Here is a 23119-nt window from a genome sequence, read left to right on the forward strand (position 1 = left end):
AAATATATTAAATGGTGTGCATTTAGACTTAAATGGAACAAAAATAGGGTCTGAGAGAGAGCATTTCTTTGCAGCAGCAGGTTATGTCTTTGATTTATCAGAAAACTTTAAGTTAAAGCCTCATGCATTAGCAAAGTTAGCTTTTGATGCTCCAGTAAGTTACGATGTTAACTTAAACCTATTTATGTACAATGTAGTAGAAATAGGAGCAGGTTACCGTTTAGAAGACTCATTTAGTGGTATGATAAACTTTATGATATCTCCTAATTTAAGAATTGGCTATGCTTACGATAGTATACAGTCAGACTTAAATGTTGTTACAAACTCGTCTCATGAGATATTTATAAACTTCGATATTTTCTTACCTAAGAAAGTCTCTCGTTCACCACGTTATTTCTAATTACTGAAATAATATGAAAAATATACTAGTAGTAGTATTAATCTGCTTAAGCAGCTGTATATTGGTGGCTCAAAATAAAGCCACCAAAACAGCTGACAAGTATTTTGATAAACTTGAATTTGTAAATGCTATAGCAGCTTACAATAAACTCGTTAAAAATGGAAAAGCTGATGCTTACGTATATAGGCGTTTAGCTGAAGCCAATTATAATATTTTCAACACTGTTGAAGCAGAACGTTGGTATGCTAAAGCTTTAGAAAACTCTAAAGATCCAGAAACCATTTATAGGTATGCACAAATGCTTAAAGCAAATGGTAAGTACCAAGCATCAAATACTCAAATGAATGAATTTGCAGCTTCTGCCCCAAAAGACACTAGAGCAAAAGCGTTTATAGCAAACCCTAATTATTTGGATAAAATTTTAGCCAGACCAAATAAAGTTACCATTAAAAATTTAGCTATTAACTCGAAAGCTTCAGACTTTGGAGGTATGGTTTTAGACAAAAAACTTTATATGACCTCAGCTAGAAATAACTCAAGGAATAATTATGGCTGGAATAAACAGCCTTATTTAGACATTTATAGCTATACTGTTAATAACGGTGCATATAGTAATGAAACCTTGTTAAACAACAATATAAATACCAAATACCATGAAGGATTAGTCACTTTTAGTCCAGATGGTAAAACAATGTATTTTTCTAGAGAAAGTTTTTTTGATAAGAGTGCTGGTTCAAACACAAAATTTAGTGTTTTACATTTATTTAAAGCGACCAAAAAAGGAGACAAATGGGGTAAAGCAAAAGCATTACCAATAAACAAAAAGAGCTACTCTATTAAAAACCCTTCTATAAGTAGAGATGGTAAAACCTTATACTTTGCTTCGGACATGTCTGGTGGTTATGGTGGGTTTGATATTTATAAAGCTACAATAAAGAATAATGGAGCATTAGGTAAACCTGTAAACTTAGGAAATATAATTAATACTAAAGGGCAAGAAATGTTCCCGTTTATTAGTGAGAACAACACATTATACTTCTCTTCAAATGGTCACTTAGGTCTTGGAGGTTTAGATGTGTTTTTTATAACAGAAACTAATAAAAAACTATCTCCGTTACGTAATGTAGGAGCTCCAATAAATAGTAATTCAGATGATTTTGCATTTACTATAAACGCATCAGGAGATGGCTTTGTATCCTCAAACAGATCTGGAGGAAAAGGAAGCGATGATATATATGCTATTAAAAAAATGCAACCTCTATGCAATGTAGAGACTACAATTACTGTAAAAAATTCTGAAACCGGTATACTTATAGCAAATGCAATAGTTACTTTATTAGATGATAATGGTAAGATTATTACTTCTAAAACTAGTAATGCTAAAGGACAAATTCTGTTTAATGTAGAATGTGGTAGTACTATTAATCTTGCAGCAACTGCTGAAACTTACGAAAACAATACTTTAAATGCGCCTGGAACTCAAGAAGAAACTCTTAATATAGAATTTAAACTAGATCCTATACAAAAGATTATTGTTGCAGACCGTGTTCTTTTAGAGCCTATTTATTTCGATTATAATAAAGCGGATATTACTAGTCAAGGTGCATTAGAACTGGATAAGTTAGTTTTAATAATGAAGAACTATCCTAATATGGTTATTAATGCAAAATCGCATACAGACAGTCGTGGTAAAGCTATTTATAATAAAAAACTATCTGGTAAAAGAGCGAAATCTACTGTAGAGTATATTATTTCTAGAGGTATTGATGCTTCAAGAATTTCTGGAGAAGGCATGGGAGAAAGTGAGCCATTATATAAATGTGGTAATAAATGTACAGAAAAACAACATCAAGCCAATCGCCGTTCGGAATTTATAATTATGGTGGCCCAAAAAACTAACTAATTTTTTACTTTTAAAAGTATTTTAAATAAAAAACCAGCTTCATTTATTTTTTTGAAGCTGGTTTTTTATTTTATTATATAAAGCGCTGTAATCTACATTTTCATTAACCAAGTACGTACATCTACCTCTTGTTTAATAATTGCTCTTATATCTTCTATTTTAACACGTTTTTGTTCCATAGTATCTCTATGTCTAATAGTAACAGTGTTATCTTCTAAACTTTCATGATCTACAGTAATACAATACGGTGTTCCATTTGCATCTTGACGACGATAACGTCTACCTACAGCATCTTTTTCATCGTAAGCCACATTAAAGTCCCATTTTAAATCTTCTACAATCTTTTTAGCAACTTCGGGTAATCCATCTCTTTTAATTAATGGTAAAACTGCTACTTTATAAGGTGCTAAAACAGCAGGTAAACGCAATACAGTTCGAGTAGTTCCATCCTCTAATTGCTCATCTGTAAGTGCATTAGAAAATATTGCTAAAAACATACGATCTAAACCTATAGACGTTTCTAAAACATAAGGTGTGTAGCTTTTGTTTTCTTCATGATCGAAATACTGTAGCTTTTTGCCTGAATGTTCTTCGTGCGCTTTTAAATCGAAATCTGTACGCGAATGGACCCCTTCTAATTCTTTAAATCCAAACGGAAATTTAAACTCTATATCTGTTGCCGCATCAGCATAATGTGCTAATTTTTCATGGTCATGGAATCTATAATTATCTTCGCCTAAGCCTAAAGATAAATGCCATTTCATTCTAGCTTCTTTCCAATGCTTAAACCATTCACTTTGTGTTCCTGGTTTAATAAAAAATTGCATTTCCATTTGCTCAAATTCGCGCATTCTAAAAATAAATTGTCTTGCTACAATTTCGTTTCTAAACGCTTTTCCTGTTTGTGCAATACCAAAAGGCAATTTCATTCGTCCACTTTTTTGAACATTCAAGAAGTTTACAAAAATACCTTGAGCAGTTTCTGGCCTTAGATATAAATCCATAGCACTTTCGGCAGAAGCTCCTAACTTAGTACCAAACATTAAGTTAAACTGCTTAACATCCGTCCAGTTTTTACTTCCTGTTAATGGGTCTGCTATTTCTAATTCTTCAATTAGCGCCTTTACATCTGCTAAATCTTCGTTTTCCAAAGAGCTCCCTAATCGAGATAATATTGTATCTATTTTTTCTTGATATCCTAAAACACGAGGGTTTGTTGAAACAAATTCAGCTTTATTAAAAGCGTCTCCAAAACGTTTAGCCGCCTTTTTAACTTCTTTTTCAATTTTTGTTTCAATCTTTAAACAATAATCTTCAACCAATACATCTGCTCGATAGCGTTTTTTAGAATCTTTATTGTCTATTAATGGATCATTAAAGGCATCAACATGCCCAGAAGCTTTCCAAGTAGTAGGATGCATAAATATAGCAGAATCTAATCCTACAATATTGTCATTCATCTGTACCATGGCTCTCCACCAATAATCTCTTATGTTCTTTTTTAACTCGACTCCGTTTTGTGCGTAATCGTATACTGCACTTAATCCGTCGTATATTTCACTACTTTGAAATATGTACCCATATTCCTTAGCGTGTGATATTACTTTTTTAAATTTATCGTCTTGATTTGCCATAGCGCAAAAATATAAAAACCGCTCCAAACAAATAGAGCGGTTTTGTAAAAATTGTGAGAGTATTTTACTTTAATTCAATGGTTGTATTACCTAAACGAACAGCTTTATGATATATGCTAACAAAATAAGTTCCTTTAACTAACGCATCACTAGCGTCTGTTTTTATTAAAGAACACACTTTTTTAGTTTTATTATCATAATCAATACCTAGTTTTTCTGTATATATTAAAGATGATTTTCCAAAATTTACAACACCTTTATCTGCTATAATATTATTCTTAGGGTTTAAAATTTGAATATATATATCTTTATATTCTTCTTGTGTAAACGTACTATCTTCTAATGTAAAGCAAACATGTATTTGTTTAGCATTATTAGCGTATTTGGTTTTAATAATTCTTTTTCTAGTTACACGTTTTACAGCTTCTGCCGTAAAGCTAGAAACAGTTAAACTAGATTTGGGCGACTCTACTTTAGTATAATTTTCACTATTAGAGCCTAACTTTTTTTGTACATTATTCTTTAACTTTTCTTTCTTATTTACCGTTATATTTTCAGATTTTAAATCATTAACAATAGACGTTATTTCTTTATGCTCTGCTTTAAAGTCTTCTATTTGCTTTTTGTAACTAGATATTAAGGATACATTTGATTCTAGTGTTTTAACAGAATCTAAGATTCTACTAATTTTTTGCTTCGTTTTTTCAAGTTCTACATTTATATTTTGGTTTTCTACAACCATCTTTTCGTAACTTGAAATCATTTCAGACAATTCATTTTCCACAAGTTTATTTTCTTGTGTTATAAATTCCTGATTCTTTTTTAGTGTATTATATTTTAAATACCCCAAAGTAACCAAACTAACAATTACTATAACCAATGAACCAATAATCAATCTGTAGTTAAAAAATTGAGGGTTAACTATCATTCTAATTATGTTATGTTGCGACTAAACTAGCAAAATAAGCTTATACCAACTTGTTTAATCGACAAAATGATAAAATAATTGTTAAAAAACTTATTAATACTAATTTTATTATGATATCATTAAATCCCATTTCATTTTTGTACATTTAATAAGAAAACTAATAATCATTAATGCTCTCATCAATTCTTAATGTTTTCTTTCCAAAAACTTGTACTTGTTGTTCTCAATATTTAGGAGATAACGAAAAGTACATTTGTACAGATTGTAGACATAATTTACCCATTACTAATTTTCATAAAGCTAATGATGATACTGTTAAAAAGATTTTTTACGGACGCGTTAAAATTGAACAAGCTACAGCTTTATTTAGATTTGAAAAAAAAGGGATTGTACAACAGTTAATACACAGGTTAAAATACAAAGGACAAGAAAACATAGGGCTATTTTTAGGAACTTGGCTGGGTGAAGAGCTTAAAGAGATTGAGCACTACAAGACTGTAGATATAGTAGTTCCAGTTCCATTACATAAAAATAAAAAAAGAACACGCGGTTATAATCAGGTTTCTAAATTTGGAATAAAAATAACCGAAGCTTTAAATGCAGAGTATATAGACGATGTTTTAATAAAAGTAACTAACACATCCTCTCAAGTTACTAAAAAAAGATTTGCCAGATGGAACAACAATACAGAAGTTTTTTCTACAGAGAATCTAGACCGTATTGCAAATAAACATATTCTTTTAGTAGATGATATTATAACAACAGGAGCTACATTAGAAGCCTGTATTTTGGAGCTTAACAAAGCAGACAGTGTAAAAATTAGTATTGCAACCATGGCTATTGCTTAACTAACGTTAAATTCTTTATAAAGCTCAATACTAAAGGCGCATAGTGTTTCGTTAGTACGCAAATAAATTGTTAATTTGCCAAGTAGTCATTTTTAGATGGTAAAGAGAAAAAATATGCAGAATAAAATTATTAATCTTCTTTTTATAGTTGTTATTGCCTTGGTTTTGGTAAACTGTGCTAACAGAGGCTCACCTACAGGTGGTCCAAAAGATGTAACACCTCCACAAATTGTAAAATCAATACCAGAAAATTATACTACTAATTTTAAAGGAGATGAAATTGTAATTTATTTTAATGAATATGTTAAGCTTAAAGAATTATCTAAACAGCTTATTATTTCACCACCAATGTCTACATCTCCAGAAATTACACCTATAAGCGGGGCTAACAAATACATAAAAATTAAAATTTACGATACATTACAACCCAACACAACATATGCCTTTAATTTTGGAAACAGCATTGTAGACAATAACGAAGAAAACCCTTTTAAATACTTTAGATATGTTTTGTCTACAGGAAGTTATATAGATTCCTTAACTGTAAAAGGAAGTGTAAAGGATGCCCTAGAGTATTCTACAGACCAATTTGTATCTGTAGTATTATATGAGGCAGACTCTACATATAATGATTCTATAATATACAAAGAGACACCAAAATACATTACTAACACTTTAGATAGTACTACAAATTTTACTATTGAAAATATCAAAGCGGGTAAATACTATCTTCGTGCCTTAAAAGACAAAAATTCTGATAATAAATTTCAACAACGCTCTGATAAAATTGGTTTTTATGAAACACCAATAGAAGTCAAGCAAGATTCAACGGATAAACTATATAATTTAAAGCTATTTAAAGAAGCTATAGACTATAAAGCGTCTAAACCCTATTTAGTTTCTGGAGAAAAAATTGCTTTTGGGTTTCAAGGTGATTATGAAAACATAAAAATAAAAGTGATTTCTAAAGTTCCTAGCGACTATAAATCACGCTACTTTAAAGACCCCAAAACAGATACATTAAATTACTTTTACACTCCAAAACTAGAGGTAGACTCCTTACTGTACCGAGTGGTTAATAAAAGTGTGATCGACACTTTTAAAGTAAGAATAAAAGATAATTTAAGAGACTCTTTAATTATAAAACCTTATCCAACAGGAAGTATAAGGTTTAATGAACCTTTTAGTATACAAGGTAATATCCCTTTTATAAATTTAGACAAAAGTAAAATAAGTATTATAGACAAAGATTCTACTGCTGTAGCCTACACGGCTTCTTACGATAGTTTAAATAATAAATACAATTTCTTATTTAATAAAACCGAGGATAACAGGTATAAAATACAAATGCTTCCTGAAGCGGTAACTGATTTTTTTGAAAACAAAAATGATACTTTAAACTATAGTCTTAGAACTATATCTAAAAACAGTTTTGGTAATGCACGAATTGTGCTAAACAATGCGTTGTACCCAGTTATTGTGCAATTAACCGATGATAAAGGAGTCGTTAAATTTGAAAATTACTTAACAGAACCAAAACCTGTTGATTTTAACGATATTCAACCTAGCAAATATTACCTTAGAGTTATTTACGATACCAATAAAAATGGGGTTTACGACTCTGGAAACTATTTAAAAGGGATACAACCAGAACGTGTAAGTTATGCAAAAGAGCCTTATGAAGCTAAAGCTGGTTTTGAAGAAATAATACCATTTACACTTTTAGATTAAAAGTATCCATATCATTTAAAAACCCTAGGTGTCTTCTATGTTTTTCTATGTGTGTTTTAGATAGTGTTACAATTTCTATTTGTTCCTTATTAGGCGCTATAGAAGTTATCTGTTCTCCTAAAACATTATAAACAGCAGAATGTCCAGAATACTCATAGTTTTTAGCGTCAAGGCCTACTCTATTAACACCAATAGTATAACTCATGTTTTCTATAGCTCTTGCTTTTAATAAAGCATCCCAAGCTGAGATTCTTGGTTTGGGCCAGTTGGCAACATACAAAACAACATCGTAATTTTCTGTATTACGCGCCCAAACTGGAAAACGCAAATCGTAACAAATTAAAGGGCAAATAGCCCACCCTTTGTAATTAACAATTAGCTTTTGGGTACCAGACGTAAAGACTTTGTGTTCCCCTGCTAAACTAAACCCATGGCGCTTATTGTAACTTTCAAGAGTGCCATCTGGCTTAATAAAAACTAGCCTATTATAATACTTATTGTCCTCTTTAATAACAAGACTTCCAGTAATTGCTATTTGCTTTTTAAATGCTAATTCTTTTAACAAATTTACTGTCTCTCCATCCATCGTTTCTGCTACAACTTCTGCATTCATTGTAAAACCAGAAGTGAACATTTCTGGTAAAACAACAACATCTATAGTCTCAGTAATACTATTTATTTTATCTACAAAATTTAGTCTATTCTGTATTGGGTTTTCCCACACTAAATTAGATTGAATTATTGCTACTTTTAATGTTTCTTGCATATTTAAAATAATTAATTTTAAAACTCTATTGTATTTAATATCTCTGCGGCTTGTTTTAAAGTCTCATTAGTTTTTGCAAAACAAAAACGAAGAACTTTATTATCTATACCATTATCGTTAAATACAGATAATGGTATAGATGCTATTTTATAATCTATTGTTAATCTATTTGCAAAGTCTACATCGTACTCCTCTGTTATTTTAGAATAATCTAACACTTGAAAATAAGTCCCTCCTGAAGGCTTAAATTGAAAACTAGAGTCTTTTATTAAACTTAAAAACAAGTCTCGTTTTTCTTGAAAGAAATCTGATAATTCGGTATAATGGCTAGGTGTTTTTAAATACGCTGCCAGACCCTTTTGCATAGGGTGATTAACCGAGAACACATTAAATTGATGTACTTTTTTAAACTCATCCATTAATACTTTCGGAGCACAACAATATCCTATCTTCCACCCTGTATTATGAAAAGTTTTACCAAAAGATGCGGTTATAAAACTTCTAGATTTTAACCCTTTAAACAAGCAAGCACTTTGGTGTTCTTTTTTATCAAACACAATATGTTCATAGACTTCATCGCTTAATACTATAATATTTGTACCTTCTGTTATTTTTTCTAATTCAAGCATGTCTGCTTCAGAAAATATAGTGCCACTAGGGTTATGAGGCGTATTTACAATAATTAATTTCGTTTTATCTGTTATTTTTTGCTTTACTAATTTCCAGTCTACACTATAATTTGGCGCCTCTAATTGTACAGCTATAGTTTTCCCTCCATTAACTGTAATAGCTGGCTCATAACAATCATAAGCTGGTTTAAAAATAATAACCTCATCACCTGTTCTTACAAATGCAGATATAATAGTATAAATAGCTTGTGTTGCACCAGCAGTTACAGTTATTTCACTTTCTGGATGGTAACTAGTATTATACAGGTTCATAAATTTTGTAGCAATAGCTTCACGTAAATCTAAACTACCAGCCATTGGCGCGTATTGATTATAACCAGATTGCATAGCATTACTTACTAAATCTATAAGCAGCTTATCGCTTTTAAAATTTGGAAAACCTTGAGATAAATTAATAGCGTTATGCTTATTCGCCAAAGCACTCATTTTTGTAAATATAGTAGTCCCAACAGTTGGTAATTTTGAAATGTGCTTCATGTATAATTTTGAAATAGTCTAGTTTTATAAACTCCTTTTTTAATGTAATGAAAAATAGTATTTTTTAACCAATTGAAAAAAGTTTAATACTCTTTAAAACAATAAACAGCTAAAAAACTATGATTTAAAATCTTGTTTTTTATCTTTGGGGTAGCTTTATGATGAATATATAAAGGACACATCCCAAACAAAGACCTAACTTATTATGAAATTATTAAAAACGCTTTTAGTGCTTTTTATCACTTTGCAAGTCTCTGCACAACAAGGTGGTATGTGGATCCCTTCGTTATTAGAAGGTATGAACGAAGATGAAATGACCTCGCTTGGTAGTAAACTCTCAGCAAAAGACATTTATGATGTTAACAATTCTAGTTTAAAAGATGCTATTGGCCACTTTAATGGAGGTTGTACAAGCGAAATTATTTCAGATAAAGGATTAATACTAACAAACCACCACTGTGGTTTTGGGCAAATTCAATCACACTCTTCTTTAGAAAACGATTATTTAAAAGATGGTTTTTGGGCCATGAATTTAGATGAAGAATTGCCAAACGAAAATTTGTATGTTGAGTTCATTGTAAGCATTGAGGATATTACAGATCGTGTGTTTTCTGGAATAACAGATAACATGTCGGAGACAGAAAAACAATCTATTATAGACAAAAATAGTAATACAATACAAAAACAAGCCGAAAAGGAAGCTTGGCAAAACACAAAAGTAAAAGCCTTTTACAAAGGCAATCAGTACTTTTTATTTATTACAGAACGTTTTGAAGATATACGTTTGGTTGGTGCCCCTCCAACAAGTATTGGCAAATTTGGTAGCGACACAGACAATTGGGTATTTCCAAGACACACAGGAGATTTTTCTATGTTTAGAATTTATGCAGACGAAAACAATCGTCCAGCAAAATATTCTAAAACCAATAAACCTTACAAACCAAAACACTACTTACCAGTCTCTTTAGATGGTATAGAAGAAGGTGATTTTACTTTAGTATTTGGGTTTCCTGGTAGAACAAACGAATACCTCCCTGCTGTTGCAATAGAACACATAACCAAAGAGTTTAACCCAAGTAATATTGCCATTCGTGAAGCGGCATTAAAAGTCATTGATGCTAAAATGAAAACTAGCGATGCAGTAAGAATTAAGTACGCTTCTAAACAAGCTAGAATTGCAAATGCATGGAAAAAATGGATAGGAGAAAATCTAGGTATTGAAAAAAGTAATGCTGTTGCTAAAAGAAAAGCATTTGAAGCAGAGTACACAAAAGCACTAAAAACAAAAGGCTTAGAATCTAAATACGGTAATATACTACCAGAATTTGATAAATTATATAAAGATTTCGCCGATATAAATATTAAAAGAAGAAACTTTATAGAGGTCTTTTTAGTAACAAATGAGTTAATGCAAATGACGTTTAGAGCCTTCCAAATGGAAATGGCGACTAATGCAAATATTCAAAATTTTGAAAATGCTAAGGCTTCTTTAATTTCAAGATTAAAAGGTATTCATAAAAATTATGATGTACAGGTAGATAGAGAGGTATATAAAGCAGTAATGCCTTTTTACACAAATACTGTAGATGCCTCTATTTATGAAAATACTGCATTTACTAACTTAGAATCTGCATTAAAATTATTAGAAGGTAAACCTAAAGACGTTTTAAAACGTCTTAATAAAGATGCAGCTTATAAATATGCAAAACCTTTAATAGAGGCATTTATGAGCAAAATAGATGCAGAGTTTCAACAGAAAAATGCACCCATCACTGCGCTTCAAAAACAATACATGAAAGCCTTAATGGAAGCTTTACCAGATGCACGTTATTTTCCAGATGCTAACAGTACGTTGCGTGTTACTTACGGTCAAGTTAAAGGCTATTCGCCAAGAGATGCCGTGTACTACCAACCTGTAAGCTACTTAGATGGTATTATGGAAAAGTACATTGCTGGCGATTACGAATTTGATGTTCCTGCTAAATTACGTGATTTATATGCCACTAAAGACTATGGTCAATATGCAGATGCTAACGGAAAAGTACCAGTATGTTTTATAGGAACAAACCATACCACAGGAGGAAACTCTGGAAGCCCAGCTATTGATGCTGAAGGAAATTTAATAGGTTTAAATTTCGATCGTGTATGGGAAGGTACTATGAGCGATATGAATTACGACCCAGAGATTTGCCGAAACATTATGGTAGATTTACGTTACGTATTATTTATTATAGACAAATACGCTGGAGCTACGCATTTAATTGATGAAATGAAGTTAGTACACCCTAAGAAGAAATAGTATCGTTCCTGTGCAGGCAGGAATCTCATTAAGTATTATTACAATATTTTTATATTTAAAAGAAGCCTTTATGAACAGTAAAGGTTTTCTTTGTAGTTTAACTTACTTAGGGTTTTTAACAACTCTATAACCGTTTTCTTTTGTATCATACTCTCCAAATTCATCAAGATTAACATAACCTTCGAACTCGTTAGAATAATTACCTAAATGTTTTAGCCTTAATTTAGTTTTAAAGTTTCCGGAGTATTTATATACTGAAGATACGCAGATATTATTTGGTTTTAAAATATGAGTGTAAATCCCTGTTCCGCAGAAATATCCCCATTGCTTTTCTATTGGTTTCCACTCTCCTTTTCTATTTTTAGCTTCTAAATGCATATATAAAATAGTCCCTAAACCTACAATATAGTTTTTATACGATGAGTTATAAATAAAAACAGGATGGGACTTACTTGCAGAATCACCTTCTGAAAGTTTATATATAATTTGAGTTGTGTCCACTACAATTTTTAAACCTTCCTTTTCATAATTATCAATATCAACAATATATGCATGCGATCTTGCATAAGAATTATCCCATCTAATTTCAGGAATTAAAGCACCTATATATCCTATATTATATCTAGTACTTTTTAGTCTATGGTTTTCGTTTCCTAAATTAGCCGTACTATATCCCTTTTTTATTTTTGGTAAAGATTTATAAATTATCCTTTCCTGAGATTCTTGTACAGAAGTAACAAATACAGTTAGAAAAACAGTTAAAATAATAGACCCGATATTTAAAAAGCTGAAATTTTTCATGACAAAGAATTATCAAAAAGTATTCCAGTAATTTTTAAACAATTTGTAAACGTTGTAGTAGTTCCTGTTTATAAGTTCTTCCTATTGGCAATCTATTTGTATTTATATACAATTCGTTACCTGCTATTTTATCTACACACTTACTATTAATAATATATGATTTATGTATCTGTATAAATTCATGTTCAGGTAGCTTCTCTTTCCAGTTTTTAAGCGAATCGATATAAGACAATTTTTGTGTTTTAGTAACAACCGTAATATAATTTCTATCAGATTCTAAATACAAAATATCTTGTAATACAATTTTATGTAGCGTTTTATCTACATTAAGGAAAATCATTTCTTTTTTCGCTGTAGAAGTATTCTCGGGTTTTACAATACGCTCCTTGGCTTTGTTTATGCCTTTTAAAAACCTGTCGAAAGAAAACGGCTTCACTAAGTAATCTACAATAGTATCCAATTCAAAACTAGACACAGCATAATCAGGATAAGCCGTTGTCATTATTATAGCTGGTGGATTTTTAATCGTTTTTATAAAATCTATTCCAGTTATATCGGGTAGGTTAATATCTAAAAACACCACATCTACAGTATCTGTATTTAAAAAAGTATTGGCTTCTATTGCTGCTTTAAAAACACCTTTAAGTTCCATACTAGGTAACTTACTCAAATAGTTTTTCAATATATTCTGAGCAGGAATTTCATCTTCTATTATTATACAAGTCATAGATTTTCTTATAAATTTTGAGATCAAAAAATATTTAATTCAATATATAAACTTAAAATTCTAAATTACTTCTCGATACAATTTTCTATAGAAAATTACTCGAAGTGACTTATTCTATTTTAAATTCAGTTTTAAGGTGACTACAAATTGTTCTCCTTTAACAATAGTAAACTCATACCTATTATTATACATCAATTGCAATCGCTTTTCTAAGTTTTGCAGCCCAATATTAAAGTCTTCGGTTGTAACACTATCTTTTTTATAATCGTTAGAGCAAGTACAAACTAAAACAGCATCTTGTTCTTTAATAGAAATAGAAATATCACTATTTAAAGTACTATGCTTAAAAGCATTTTCAATAATAGTAATGAGTAATAAAGGCGCAATAACGTTATGTTTAGATTCTATTTCGGTTGCATAAAAAATCTGTTTTACACCTTCGGTTCGTAATTTCTGAAACTTGATATAATTATCTAGAAACTGAAGTTCTTTTTCTAACGAAATAGTTTCGGCATTACTTTCGTACAATACGTGTTTTAAATTATCCGATAGCATTAAAATAAGATCAGGCACCTCGTTTGGTTTTTCTATGGCATACGAGTAAATGGTATTTAAATTATTAAATAAAACATGCGGATTTATTTGAGATTTTAAAAACTTAAGCTCCATTTCGGTATGTTCTTTCTTAATACGTTCTACTTCTTCTTGCTTATCTATAAAGCGGTACAATACCCAAACAAAAGAGAAAAATATTAAAGGCACCAATGTTTGCCATAAGTAATCACTTAAACACTTCATAATAGAACAACCACATTGCGCAAAAACATTACAATACAATTGTGTTGCAAAAAAAGAAATAGCAGCAAATACAAATATATAAAGAGCATAGAGACGCTTCTTAACAAAAAATGGTAGTAACACCAAGTTATTTACATATACAATAACTACTAAAATAGATGCATATTGCAAAAACGGATTTTCTCTCCAGTAATATTTAGAAAACAGAAACAAAGACACAATAACAAAAAGTGCCCAAAACAAAAGGTGCACCAAAATTTGTGAAGTATGTTTTTTTAAAAAAGTCATAATATAAAACCCGAAAATAGCAAGAAGTACTTAAACCTTCAAAATTAATGTATAAAACCACTAGTTAAGTATACAAACAGCATATAAAATAAAAACGCCATCAAATATTACATTAATAATAACGAAATATTAAAAAAACTTATATTTGCACAGAATTTAGAATTCATTTTATGAGCAAATTAGTAGTAGTTGGTACAGTAGCGTTTGATGCTATTGAAACCCCTTTTGGCAAAACAGATAAAATACTTGGTGGTGCAGCCACTTATATTGGTTTATCTGCATCTAATTTTAATGTAGATGCAGCATTAGTTTCTGTTGTAGGTGGAGATTTCCCACAAGAGCATTTAGACCTTTTAACAAATAAAAACTTAGATATTTCTGGAGTAGAAATTGTAAAAGAAGGAAAAACCTTTTTTTGGAGTGGTAAATACCATAACGATATGAACTCTCGCGATACATTAGTTACAGAACTTAATGTATTAGAACACTTTAACCCAGTAGTTCCAGATAGCTATAAAGATGCAGAGATAGTAATGCTAGGAAACTTACACCCAATAGTACAGCAAGGTGTATTAGACCAAATGAATACAAAGCCAAAATTAGCAATTTTGGATACTATGAATTTTTGGATGGATATTGCATTAGACGATTTATTAAATGTTATTAAAAACGTAGATGTAATTACTATAAACGATGAAGAAGCTAGACAATTAACTGGAGAATATTCTTTAGTAGTGGCAGCACGTAAAATTCATACTATGGGACCTAAGTATGTTGTGATTAAAAAAGGAGAACATGGTGCTTTATTATTTCATGATGATAATGTATTCTATGCACCAGCCTTACCTTTAGAAGAGGTATTTGATCCTACGGGAGCTGGCGACACTTTTGCAGGAGGTTTTGCAGGTTATATTGCAAAAACAGGAGACATCTCTTTTGAAAACATGAAAAATGCAGTAATCTATGGCTCAACATTAGCATCCTTTTGCGTTGAAAAATTTGGAACAGAGCGTATGGAAAGCTTAACTAAAGACGAAGTTTATAAACGTCTACAACAATTTAAGGATTTAACACAATTCGATATTAAATTAACATAAACTAACGCGCTCAAAATTTGAGCGCGTTTTTTATTAAATATATATTTGCCTTTTCTGTAAAACAGAATTAATAAAAATACAACGACTACAACAACTAAACAATGAGTGACATTTTAAAGCATGAGTGCGGTATTGCAATGGTTAGACTACTAAAGCCATTAGAATTCTATAAAGAAAAATACGGAAGCGCTTTTTATGGGGTAAACAAAATGTATCTATTAATGGAAAAACAGCACAATCGTGGACAAGATGGTGCTGGTTTTGCAAGTATAAAATTAGATACAAAACCAGGAGAACGTTATATAAGTAGAGTTCGTTCTATACAACAACAACCAATACAAGACATTTTCGCTCAAATTAACGAACGAATAAATAAAGAACTTACAGATCACCCAGAATATAATGATGATGTAGCGTTACAAAAAAAGAACATTCCGTACATAGGAGAGGTTTTTTTAGGTCACGTACGTTATGGAACTTTTGGAAAAAATAGTGTAGAAAGTGTACATCCATTTTTAAGACAAAATAATTGGATGCACAGAAACCTTATTATGGCAGGAAACTTTAACATGACCAATGTTAAAGAGCTATTTAAAAACTTAATAGATTTAGGACAACACCCAAAAGAGTATACCGACACCATTACTATAATGGAAAAAATTGGTCACTTCTTAGACGATTCTGTAAGTAAAATCTATAAAAAACTAAAAAAAGAAGGTTACAATAAAAACGAATGCTCTCCATTAATTGCAGAACGTTTAAATGTTGCTAAAATATTAAAGCGTGCCGCTAAAAACTGGGATGGTGGTTATGCAATGGCTGGTTTACTGGGACATGGTGATTCTTTTGTACTACGTGATCCAGCAGGAATTCGCCCAGCTTATTATTATAAAGATGATGAAGTAGTTGTAATTGCATCAGAACGCCCCGTAATACAAACGGTTTTTAATGTAGAATTTAATGATGTTAAAGAGCTAGATCCAGGCCATGCAATCATAACAAAAAAATCTGGAGAAGTTTCTATTAAGAAAATACTAGAACCTTTAGAGCGTAAAGCCTGTTCTTTTGAACGTATTTATTTTTCTCGTGGAAGTGATGCAGAAATTTACCAAGAACGAAAAGAACTAGGGAAATTATTAATGCCACAAGTTTTAAAATCTATTAATAACGATACTAAAAACACTGTTTTTTCATACATACCTAATACAGCCGAAACCTCTTTCTTTGGAATGATAGAAACTGTAGAAGCTCACCTTAATGAGAAAAAAACACAAGCCATTTTAGATGGTAAAGGAGGCTTGAGTGCCGAAACCGTTATTGATATTTTATCTGAAAGGCCACGTATTGAAAAAATAGCTATTAAAGATGCTAAACTAAGAACCTTTATTACAGAAGATAGCAGTCGTGACGATTTAGTTGCCCACGTATACGATGTTACCTACGGCGTTATTAAACCTACAGACAATTTAGTAATAATAGACGATAGTATTGTTCGTGGTACCACGCTTAAAAAGAGTATTATTAAAATGATGGATAGACTACACCCTAAAAAAATTGTAGTTGTCTCCTCTGCTCCGCAAATTCGTTATCCAGATTGCTATGGTATAGATATGGCTAACTTAGAAACTTTAGTCGCCTTCAATGCGGCATTAGCATTATTAAAAGATAACAATAAATATAACCTTGTTGAAGAAGTCTATAAAAAGTGTAAAGCACAGATAGACTTAGAAGACAAAGATGTTAAAAACTTTGTAAAAGAGATTTACGACCAATTTACACCAGAACAAATTTCTAAAAAAATTGCTGTATTATTAAGCGATGAAACGGTTAATGCAGAAGTAGATATTATTTTCCAACCTGTAGAAAACCTACATAAAGCTTGTCCAGATAATTTAGGAGACTGGTACTTTACAGGAGATTACCCTACTGTTGGAGGTAATAGAGTTGTAAACAGAGCTTTTATAAATTTTTACGAAGGCAACAAAGAAAGAGCCTATTAAAAATTAAACAATAACATATAGTACTTATAATAATTAAAAAGCTGAATTAATCAATTCAGCTTTTTTATACCTCACTAAAAAACAACACTATACATAGTATTATATTTTACTATTAAAAATAGTCAAGTATTTAAACAATAAATGTAGCACTTTAAAGTTATAATAGTATACCATTACATAAGTAGGTTAAGTCATGGTAGATTTGGGACAAAAAAGATGAACGAGAGTTCATCTTTTTTATTTTCAACTTATACTCTAATAGCATCACTAAAAGGCTTTTAAGGGCACTTAAATACATTTAATCGATTTTTAAAACCTTTAATCTAAAAAAAGGCGCAACTCACCTAACTCTTGATTATATTTGAACTTACCATAACATAAGTAGGTTAAGTTCATGGTAGATTTGGGGCAAAAAAGCTGGACTCTCGTCCAGCTTTTTTATTTAATATAGAATACAAAAAAGCAGGCTTAAAATAAGCCTGCTTTTTTATATAAAACTGTAATTAAAAATTACTTAGCTTCTGCATAGCGTCTTTCTACTTCATTCCAATTAATAACATTAAAAAATGCATTAATATAATCTGGTCTTCTGTTTTGGTAATTTAAGTAATAAGCATGTTCCCATACATCTAAACCTAAAATTGGTGTTCCGCCACAAGTTACGCCTGGCATTAATGGATTATCTTGGTTTGGTGTAGAACACACTTCTACCTTTCCTCCTTTATGCACACATAACCATGCCCACCCAGATCCAAACTGTGTTGCTGCAGCTTTACTAAAAGCATCTTTAAAAGCGTCAACAGAACCAAAAGCAGCTTCTATAGCATCTTTTAATTCTCCAGATAAACGTCCTTTTCCTTCAGGATTCATCACTTCCCAAAATAATGAGTGGTTATAGAACCCACCACCATTATTTCTTACTGCTTTGTTATCCATATCTAAATTGGTAAGAATAGCTTCAATAGACTGTCCTTCTAATTCAGTGCCTTCAATAGCAGCATTTAACTTTGTTGTATAACCGTTATGGTGTTTAGAGTGATGTATTTCCATTGTACGTGCATCAATATTTGGTTCTAATGCATCATACGCGTATTTTAATTTTGGTAATTCAAAAGCCATAATAAAAAATTTTATGTTGTTAATTTAAATTTGATCAAATTTACGGATAAAAGAACTCAATAAAAAATAATAAATAGTTATGAAATCATTGATTGTTTTTATCTTGTCTCAAAATTTAAACTCTTATGTCCAAAGACCATTCTTTTAGTGTTTATGACGCTTCTGCTGGAAGCGGAAAAACATTTACACTAGTAAAAGAATATCTTAAAATACTATTTGCTTCAAATAAAAAAGAACAATTCAAACATATTTTAGCAATTACATTTACTAATAAAGCGGTTGGTGAAATGAAAGCTCGTATTCTGGAAATGCTAAAACTGTTTTCTAATACTGCTATTATAGAAACGCCAAATAGTATGTTTAAAGCTATTTGCGAAGAGTTACCTATTTCGCCTCAAAAACTACATAATAAGTCTCAAGACGTTCTTAATAGTATCTTACATAATTATGCAGCTTTCGATATTTCTACTATAGATGGATTTAACCACAGGCTTATACGAACCTTTGCTCATGATTTAAAACTACCCTTAAATTTTGAAGTAGAATTAGATGTTAATGCCTTACTTAACGAAGCCGTAGACAGCTTGATTGCAAAGGCTGGTAGCGATGAAACCTTAACAAAGGTGCTAATAGATTTTGCTTTAGAAAAAGCCGATGACGATAAAAGTTGGGATGTTTCTAGAGATTTTAATGCTATTGCTTCGCTATTAATTAATGAAAATGATTTAGACTATGTAAAAACTTTAGAAGATAAAACGCTTGAAGATTTTAAAACGTTAAAACAACAACTAATTGAGCAAATAAAAAAAGCAGAGCAAATAGTTATAGACACAGCAGAAGGTGCATTACAGCTTATACAAAATAATGGCTTAGAATTTTCAGATTTTTCTAGAGGGACACTTCCCAATCATTTTAAGAAAGCAAAAGAACTTAACTTTTTTGGGTTATATGCTAATCAATTAGAAAGTAACATTGCTGAAGGCCAAAAAATTTATAACAAAACATCAGATCCTTCTAAAGCAAGTGTAATTGATTCTATATTGCCACAAATAGGCACGTATTATCAAGACACTAAGTCAGCTGTTTTTCATCTTAAATTTTTAAAAGCTTTTTATAAAAACATAACACCGTTATCTGTTTTAAATGCCATTAATAATGAGTTAAACATTATCAAGGCCGACCAGAATAAAATGCTAATTTCAGAATTTAATAGTATTATTAGCGAAGAAATAAAAGACCAACCTACGCCTTTTATATATGAACGAATGGGAGAGAAATTTCGTCATTATTTTATAGACGAGTTTCAAGATACTTCACAAATGCAGTGGGAAAATTTAATTCCATTGGTAGACAACACCCTTATTGGTGAAAACTTAAAAGGGGAAAAAGGGACCACAATGCTAGTGGGTGATCCTAAGCAAGCAATATACAGATGGCGTGGCGGAAAGGCAGAACAGTTTATAGACTTAAGTAATGGTTTAAGCCCATTTCATATTACACCGTACAATGTTAGATTGGAGAGTAATTATAGGAGTTTTAAAAATATCGTTAATTTTAATAATGACTTTTTTAAATACCTATCGTCTGTCTCCTTTAGTGATCTTGATTATGCTAAACTCTATGAAAATGCAGGTCAAAAACTGTTTATAGAGAATAAAGGCTATGTCGATTTAAATTTTATAGATTTCGACAAAGAAGATAATATTAATAACAAGTATTCTCAACAAGTTCTAGACACCATTAACTCTTGTATAGAAAATGGATACGAACTAAAAGACATCTGCATACTCGTTAGAAAGAAAAAAGAAGGCATTGCCATTGCTGAGTTTTTAAGTAATGAAGGTTTAAAAATAACATCGTCTGAAACGATGCTAATTAATAATGCACCAGAAGTTCGCTTTATAAATAGTATATTAAACTTGCTATTAAACTCAAAAGATAAAGATTCTAAAATCTACGTTTTAGATTATTTAGCTGAGACTTATAACATACAAGACAAACATGAGTATTTCATAAAGCATATTCATTTAGGGCTAAACGAGCTATTTGAAAGTTTTAAACAGTTCGATATTAATATTAACCCCAAAACACTTATACAAGAACCTTTATACGATGTAGCAGAAACTATTGTTAGAGTTTTTAAACTTGTTAAAAGCTCTAATGCTTACATTCAATTTTATTTAGATATCGTTTTAGAGTATTCTCAAAAACACATATCAGATGCTTTAGGTTTTCTAGACTATTTTAATAAAAAGAAAGACAATTTAAGTATTGTATCTCCTCAAAATCAAGATGCAGTACAGATAATGACCATTCATAAATCTAAAGGATTAGAATTCCCTGTAGTTATATTCCCTTATGCTCAATTAGATATTTATAATGAAATAGAGCCTAAAGAATGGTATAAAATAGATAAAGATAAATACAATGGTTTTTCATACACACTACTTAATTACACTAAAGATTTCGAGTTTTATGATAATGAAGGATTGCGCATTCACAAAAAACATCAGGCAGAATTAGAGTTAGATAATTTAAACCTATTATATGTTGCATTAACTAGACCAATAGAACAATTGTATGTTATAGGTAAAAAAGACATTTCGCAAAAAGGAGTTGTTAATTCAAAAACATATTCGGGGCTATTAATTAATTTTTTAATACAAACAGGAAAATGGCAAGAGGGACAATTAAATTATAATTTCGGAAACCCAAAAAGAACACAACAAACTCAAGACAACAGTAATAACACTATTGAGCAAAAAGAATTTATTACAACGGCTAAAAAGGACCATAATATAAAAGTAATTTCAAACTCTGGATACCTATGGGATACAGAACAACAAAATGCGATAGAAAAAGGAAATCTTATTCACGATATTATGGCACATATAAACACAAAAGAAGATATTGATTTTGTAATTAATGATTTTATTAACTCAGGAACTATTAATACTGAACAAGCAGAAGCTCTTAAAATTACTATACTACAGATAGTAGAACATCCAAAACTTAAAAATTACTTTAACGCAACTCATACTATATATAATGAACGCGATATTATTACTAAATCTGGAAACATTTTAAGGCCAGATCGTTTAGTAATAAATAATAAAAACCAAGCAGTTATAATAGATTATAAAACTGGTTTACATAACCCAAAATACCAACATCAATTACAAGACTATCAAGATGTTTTAGAAGATATGAATATAGCAGTCCTAGACAAAGTGTTAATTTATATAAATGAAGACATTAAAATACTTAACTATTAGTTACCCCTATTTAAAAGAATAAAAAAGAAGTTAGTTTCCATAACTAACACAAAAAACATATTAAATTTGCAATAAAAATAACACATTATGTACGGCAATATAAAAGAGCATTTACAAAACGAAATTCAAACGATAAAAGATAACGGCCTTTTTAAAGAAGAGCGTATTATTACTTCTCCACAAGGCGCTGAAATTACTTTAACTACTGGGCAAACTGTTTTAAACTTTTGCGCTAACAACTACCTAGGGCTATCCTCTCACCCAGAAGTTATTAAAGCTGCGCAAAACGCAATGGACACACATGGTTTTGGTATGTCGTCGGTACGTTTTATATGTGGCACACAAGACATTCATAAAGAGTTAGAGCAAAAAATAGCCGATTTCTATGGTACAGAAGACACCATATTATATGCAGCTGCTTTTGATGCCAATGGGGGTGTTTTTGAACCTTTACTAGGAAAAGAAGATGCTATTATTTCAGACTCTTTAAATCATGCCTCTATAATTGATGGTGTGCGTTTATGTAAAGCTGCACGTTATCGTTATGCAAATAATAATATGGAAGAGTTAGAAGCTAGACTAATAGAAGCTAACGAAAATGGGGCTCGTTTTAAAATTATAGTTACAGATGGTGTCTTTTCTATGGATGGTATTGTAGCATCCCTTGACAAAATATGTGATTTAGCGGACAAGTATGATGCTTTAGTTATGATAGATGAATGCCATGCTACTGGTTTTATAGGTAAAACTGGCCGTGGTACATTAGAAGAAAAAGGGGTTTTAGGAAGAATAGATATTATTACTGGAACATTAGGAAAAGCAATGGGAGGAGCCATGGGAGGTTACACCACTGCTAAAAAAGAAGTCATAGAAATTTTACGTCAACGCTCTAGACCGTATTTATTCTCTAACTCTCTAGCTCCAGCAATAGTTGGTGCTTCAATTAAGGTTTTCGATATGTTAGCTAACGATACTGCACTAAGAGACAAGCTAGAGTTTAATACAGATTACTTTAAAAAAGGAATGAAAGCTGCTGGCTTTGATATAGTAGATGGAGATTCTGCAATTGTACCTGTTATGCTTTACGATGCAAAACTTTCTCAAACAATGGCAAACATGCTATTAGAAGAAGGTATTTATGTTATAGGATTCTTTTATCCAGTTGTTCCAAAAGACAAAGCAAGAATAAGAGTACAACTTTCTGCAGCACACGAAAAAGAACATCTTGACAAAGCCATAGAAGCATTTACTAAAGTCGGCAAAACATTAAAAGTTATTTAAAACCATTCCATTATAAGCCACAAATAGCAACTGTTATCAATATTTTTATATATTTGTC

The 23119-nt window shown here is 30.8% G+C and carries 17 protein-coding genes; 9 read left to right on the plus strand and 8 right to left on the minus strand.

Annotation, left to right across the window (positions count from 1 at the left end; all coding sequences use genetic code 11):
- Together ACVC08_RS04400 and ACVC08_RS04405 are read left to right on the plus strand one after the other, a co-directional pair.
- On the plus strand, positions 1 to 400 hold a 400-nt coding region (locus tag ACVC08_RS04400), incomplete at its 5' end, for a type IX secretion system membrane protein PorP/SprF (RefSeq protein ID WP_452600935.1).
- Positions 401 to 413: 13 nt separating this feature from the next.
- On the plus strand, positions 414 to 2303 hold the full coding sequence (locus ACVC08_RS04405) for an OmpA family protein (RefSeq protein WP_452601136.1): 1890 nt from the start codon (positions 414 to 416) through the stop codon (positions 2301 to 2303).
- Between the two features lie 92 nt (positions 2304 to 2395).
- Here the strand turns inward: ACVC08_RS04405 and ACVC08_RS04410 are convergent, their stop codons facing one another.
- Positions 2396 to 3937, minus strand: coding sequence for a glycine--tRNA ligase (locus tag ACVC08_RS04410; RefSeq protein ID WP_452601137.1), 1542 nt, complete (start codon positions 3935 to 3937; stop codon positions 2396 to 2398).
- A 64-nt stretch (positions 3938 to 4001) separates the two neighbouring features.
- A complete protein-coding gene (locus ACVC08_RS04415) occupies positions 4002 to 4865 on the minus strand; it encodes a hypothetical protein (RefSeq protein ID WP_452601138.1) in 864 nt (287 codons plus the stop codon).
- A gap of 170 nt (positions 4866 to 5035) precedes the next feature.
- On the opposite strand from ACVC08_RS04415, the gene ACVC08_RS04420 reads away from it, so the two are divergent.
- On the plus strand, positions 5036 to 5713 hold the full coding sequence (locus ACVC08_RS04420; protein ID WP_452601139.1) for a ComF family protein: 678 nt from the start codon (positions 5036 to 5038) through the stop codon (positions 5711 to 5713).
- A 114-nt stretch (positions 5714 to 5827) separates the two neighbouring features.
- The gene (locus ACVC08_RS04425; protein WP_452601140.1) at positions 5828 to 7444 is read left to right on the plus strand and encodes an Ig-like domain-containing domain; all 1617 of its coding nucleotides are present in this window, start codon (positions 5828 to 5830) and stop codon (positions 7442 to 7444) included.
- Here the strand turns inward: ACVC08_RS04425 and ACVC08_RS04430 are convergent.
- Both ACVC08_RS04430 and ACVC08_RS04435 read right to left on the minus strand, forming a co-directional pair.
- Positions 7428 to 8210 (minus strand): nitrilase family protein, encoded by a 783-nt coding sequence (locus ACVC08_RS04430; protein ID WP_452601141.1) that lies wholly within the window; start codon positions 8208 to 8210, stop codon positions 7428 to 7430. The genes ACVC08_RS04425 and ACVC08_RS04430 overlap by 17 nt on opposite strands.
- A gap of 17 nt (positions 8211 to 8227) precedes the next feature.
- Positions 8228 to 9376 carry a methionine aminotransferase gene (locus ACVC08_RS04435; protein WP_452601142.1) on the minus strand — a complete coding sequence of 383 codons (1149 nt, stop codon included), beginning with the start codon at positions 9374 to 9376 and terminating at the stop codon, positions 8228 to 8230.
- Between the two features lie 205 nt (positions 9377 to 9581).
- Between ACVC08_RS04435 and ACVC08_RS04440 the strand changes: the two genes are divergently transcribed.
- Positions 9582 to 11675 carry a S46 family peptidase gene (locus tag ACVC08_RS04440; RefSeq protein WP_452601143.1) on the plus strand — a complete coding sequence of 698 codons (2094 nt, stop codon included), beginning with the start codon at positions 9582 to 9584 and terminating at the stop codon, positions 11673 to 11675.
- A gap of 102 nt (positions 11676 to 11777) precedes the next feature.
- Here the strand turns inward: ACVC08_RS04440 and ACVC08_RS04445 are convergent, their stop codons facing one another.
- From ACVC08_RS04445 to ACVC08_RS04455, 3 genes are all read right to left on the minus strand, one after another.
- Entirely contained in the window at positions 11778 to 12476 is a 699-nt protein-coding gene (locus ACVC08_RS04445; RefSeq protein WP_452601144.1) for a hypothetical protein, read from the minus strand.
- A gap of 34 nt (positions 12477 to 12510) precedes the next feature.
- Positions 12511 to 13203 (minus strand): LytR/AlgR family response regulator transcription factor, encoded by a 693-nt coding sequence (locus ACVC08_RS04450; protein ID WP_452601145.1) that lies wholly within the window; start codon positions 13201 to 13203, stop codon positions 12511 to 12513.
- Between the two features lie 114 nt (positions 13204 to 13317).
- On the minus strand, positions 13318 to 14289 hold the full coding sequence (locus ACVC08_RS04455) for a sensor histidine kinase (RefSeq protein WP_452601146.1): 972 nt from the start codon (positions 14287 to 14289) through the stop codon (positions 13318 to 13320).
- A gap of 170 nt (positions 14290 to 14459) precedes the next feature.
- On the opposite strand from ACVC08_RS04455, the gene ACVC08_RS04460 reads away from it, so the two are divergent.
- Together ACVC08_RS04460 and ACVC08_RS04465 are read left to right on the plus strand one after the other, a co-directional pair.
- Entirely contained in the window at positions 14460 to 15386 is a 927-nt protein-coding gene (locus ACVC08_RS04460; protein WP_452597437.1) for a PfkB family carbohydrate kinase, read from the plus strand.
- A gap of 101 nt (positions 15387 to 15487) precedes the next feature.
- Positions 15488 to 17386: an amidophosphoribosyltransferase gene (locus tag ACVC08_RS04465; RefSeq protein ID WP_452597436.1), complete on the plus strand. Its 1899-nt coding sequence runs from the start codon at positions 15488 to 15490 to the stop codon at positions 17384 to 17386.
- Positions 17387 to 17896: 510 nt separating this feature from the next.
- On the opposite strand, the gene ACVC08_RS04470 is transcribed toward ACVC08_RS04465, so the two are convergent.
- On the minus strand, positions 17897 to 18505 hold the full coding sequence (locus ACVC08_RS04470; RefSeq protein ID WP_452597435.1) for a superoxide dismutase: 609 nt from the start codon (positions 18503 to 18505) through the stop codon (positions 17897 to 17899).
- A gap of 125 nt (positions 18506 to 18630) precedes the next feature.
- Between ACVC08_RS04470 and ACVC08_RS04475 the strand changes: the two genes are divergently transcribed.
- Together ACVC08_RS04475 and kbl are read left to right on the plus strand one after the other, a co-directional pair.
- Positions 18631 to 21780 carry a UvrD-helicase domain-containing protein gene (locus ACVC08_RS04475; RefSeq protein WP_452601147.1) on the plus strand — a complete coding sequence of 1050 codons (3150 nt, stop codon included), beginning with the start codon at positions 18631 to 18633 and terminating at the stop codon, positions 21778 to 21780.
- 87 nt (positions 21781 to 21867) lie between these two features.
- The gene (gene kbl, locus ACVC08_RS04480) at positions 21868 to 23061 is read left to right on the plus strand and encodes a glycine C-acetyltransferase (protein ID WP_452601148.1); all 1194 of its coding nucleotides are present in this window, start codon (positions 21868 to 21870) and stop codon (positions 23059 to 23061) included.
- Positions 23062 to 23119 lie beyond the last annotated feature (58 nt).

The sequence above is a fragment of the Pontimicrobium sp. MEBiC06410 genome, from assembly GCF_053601615.1.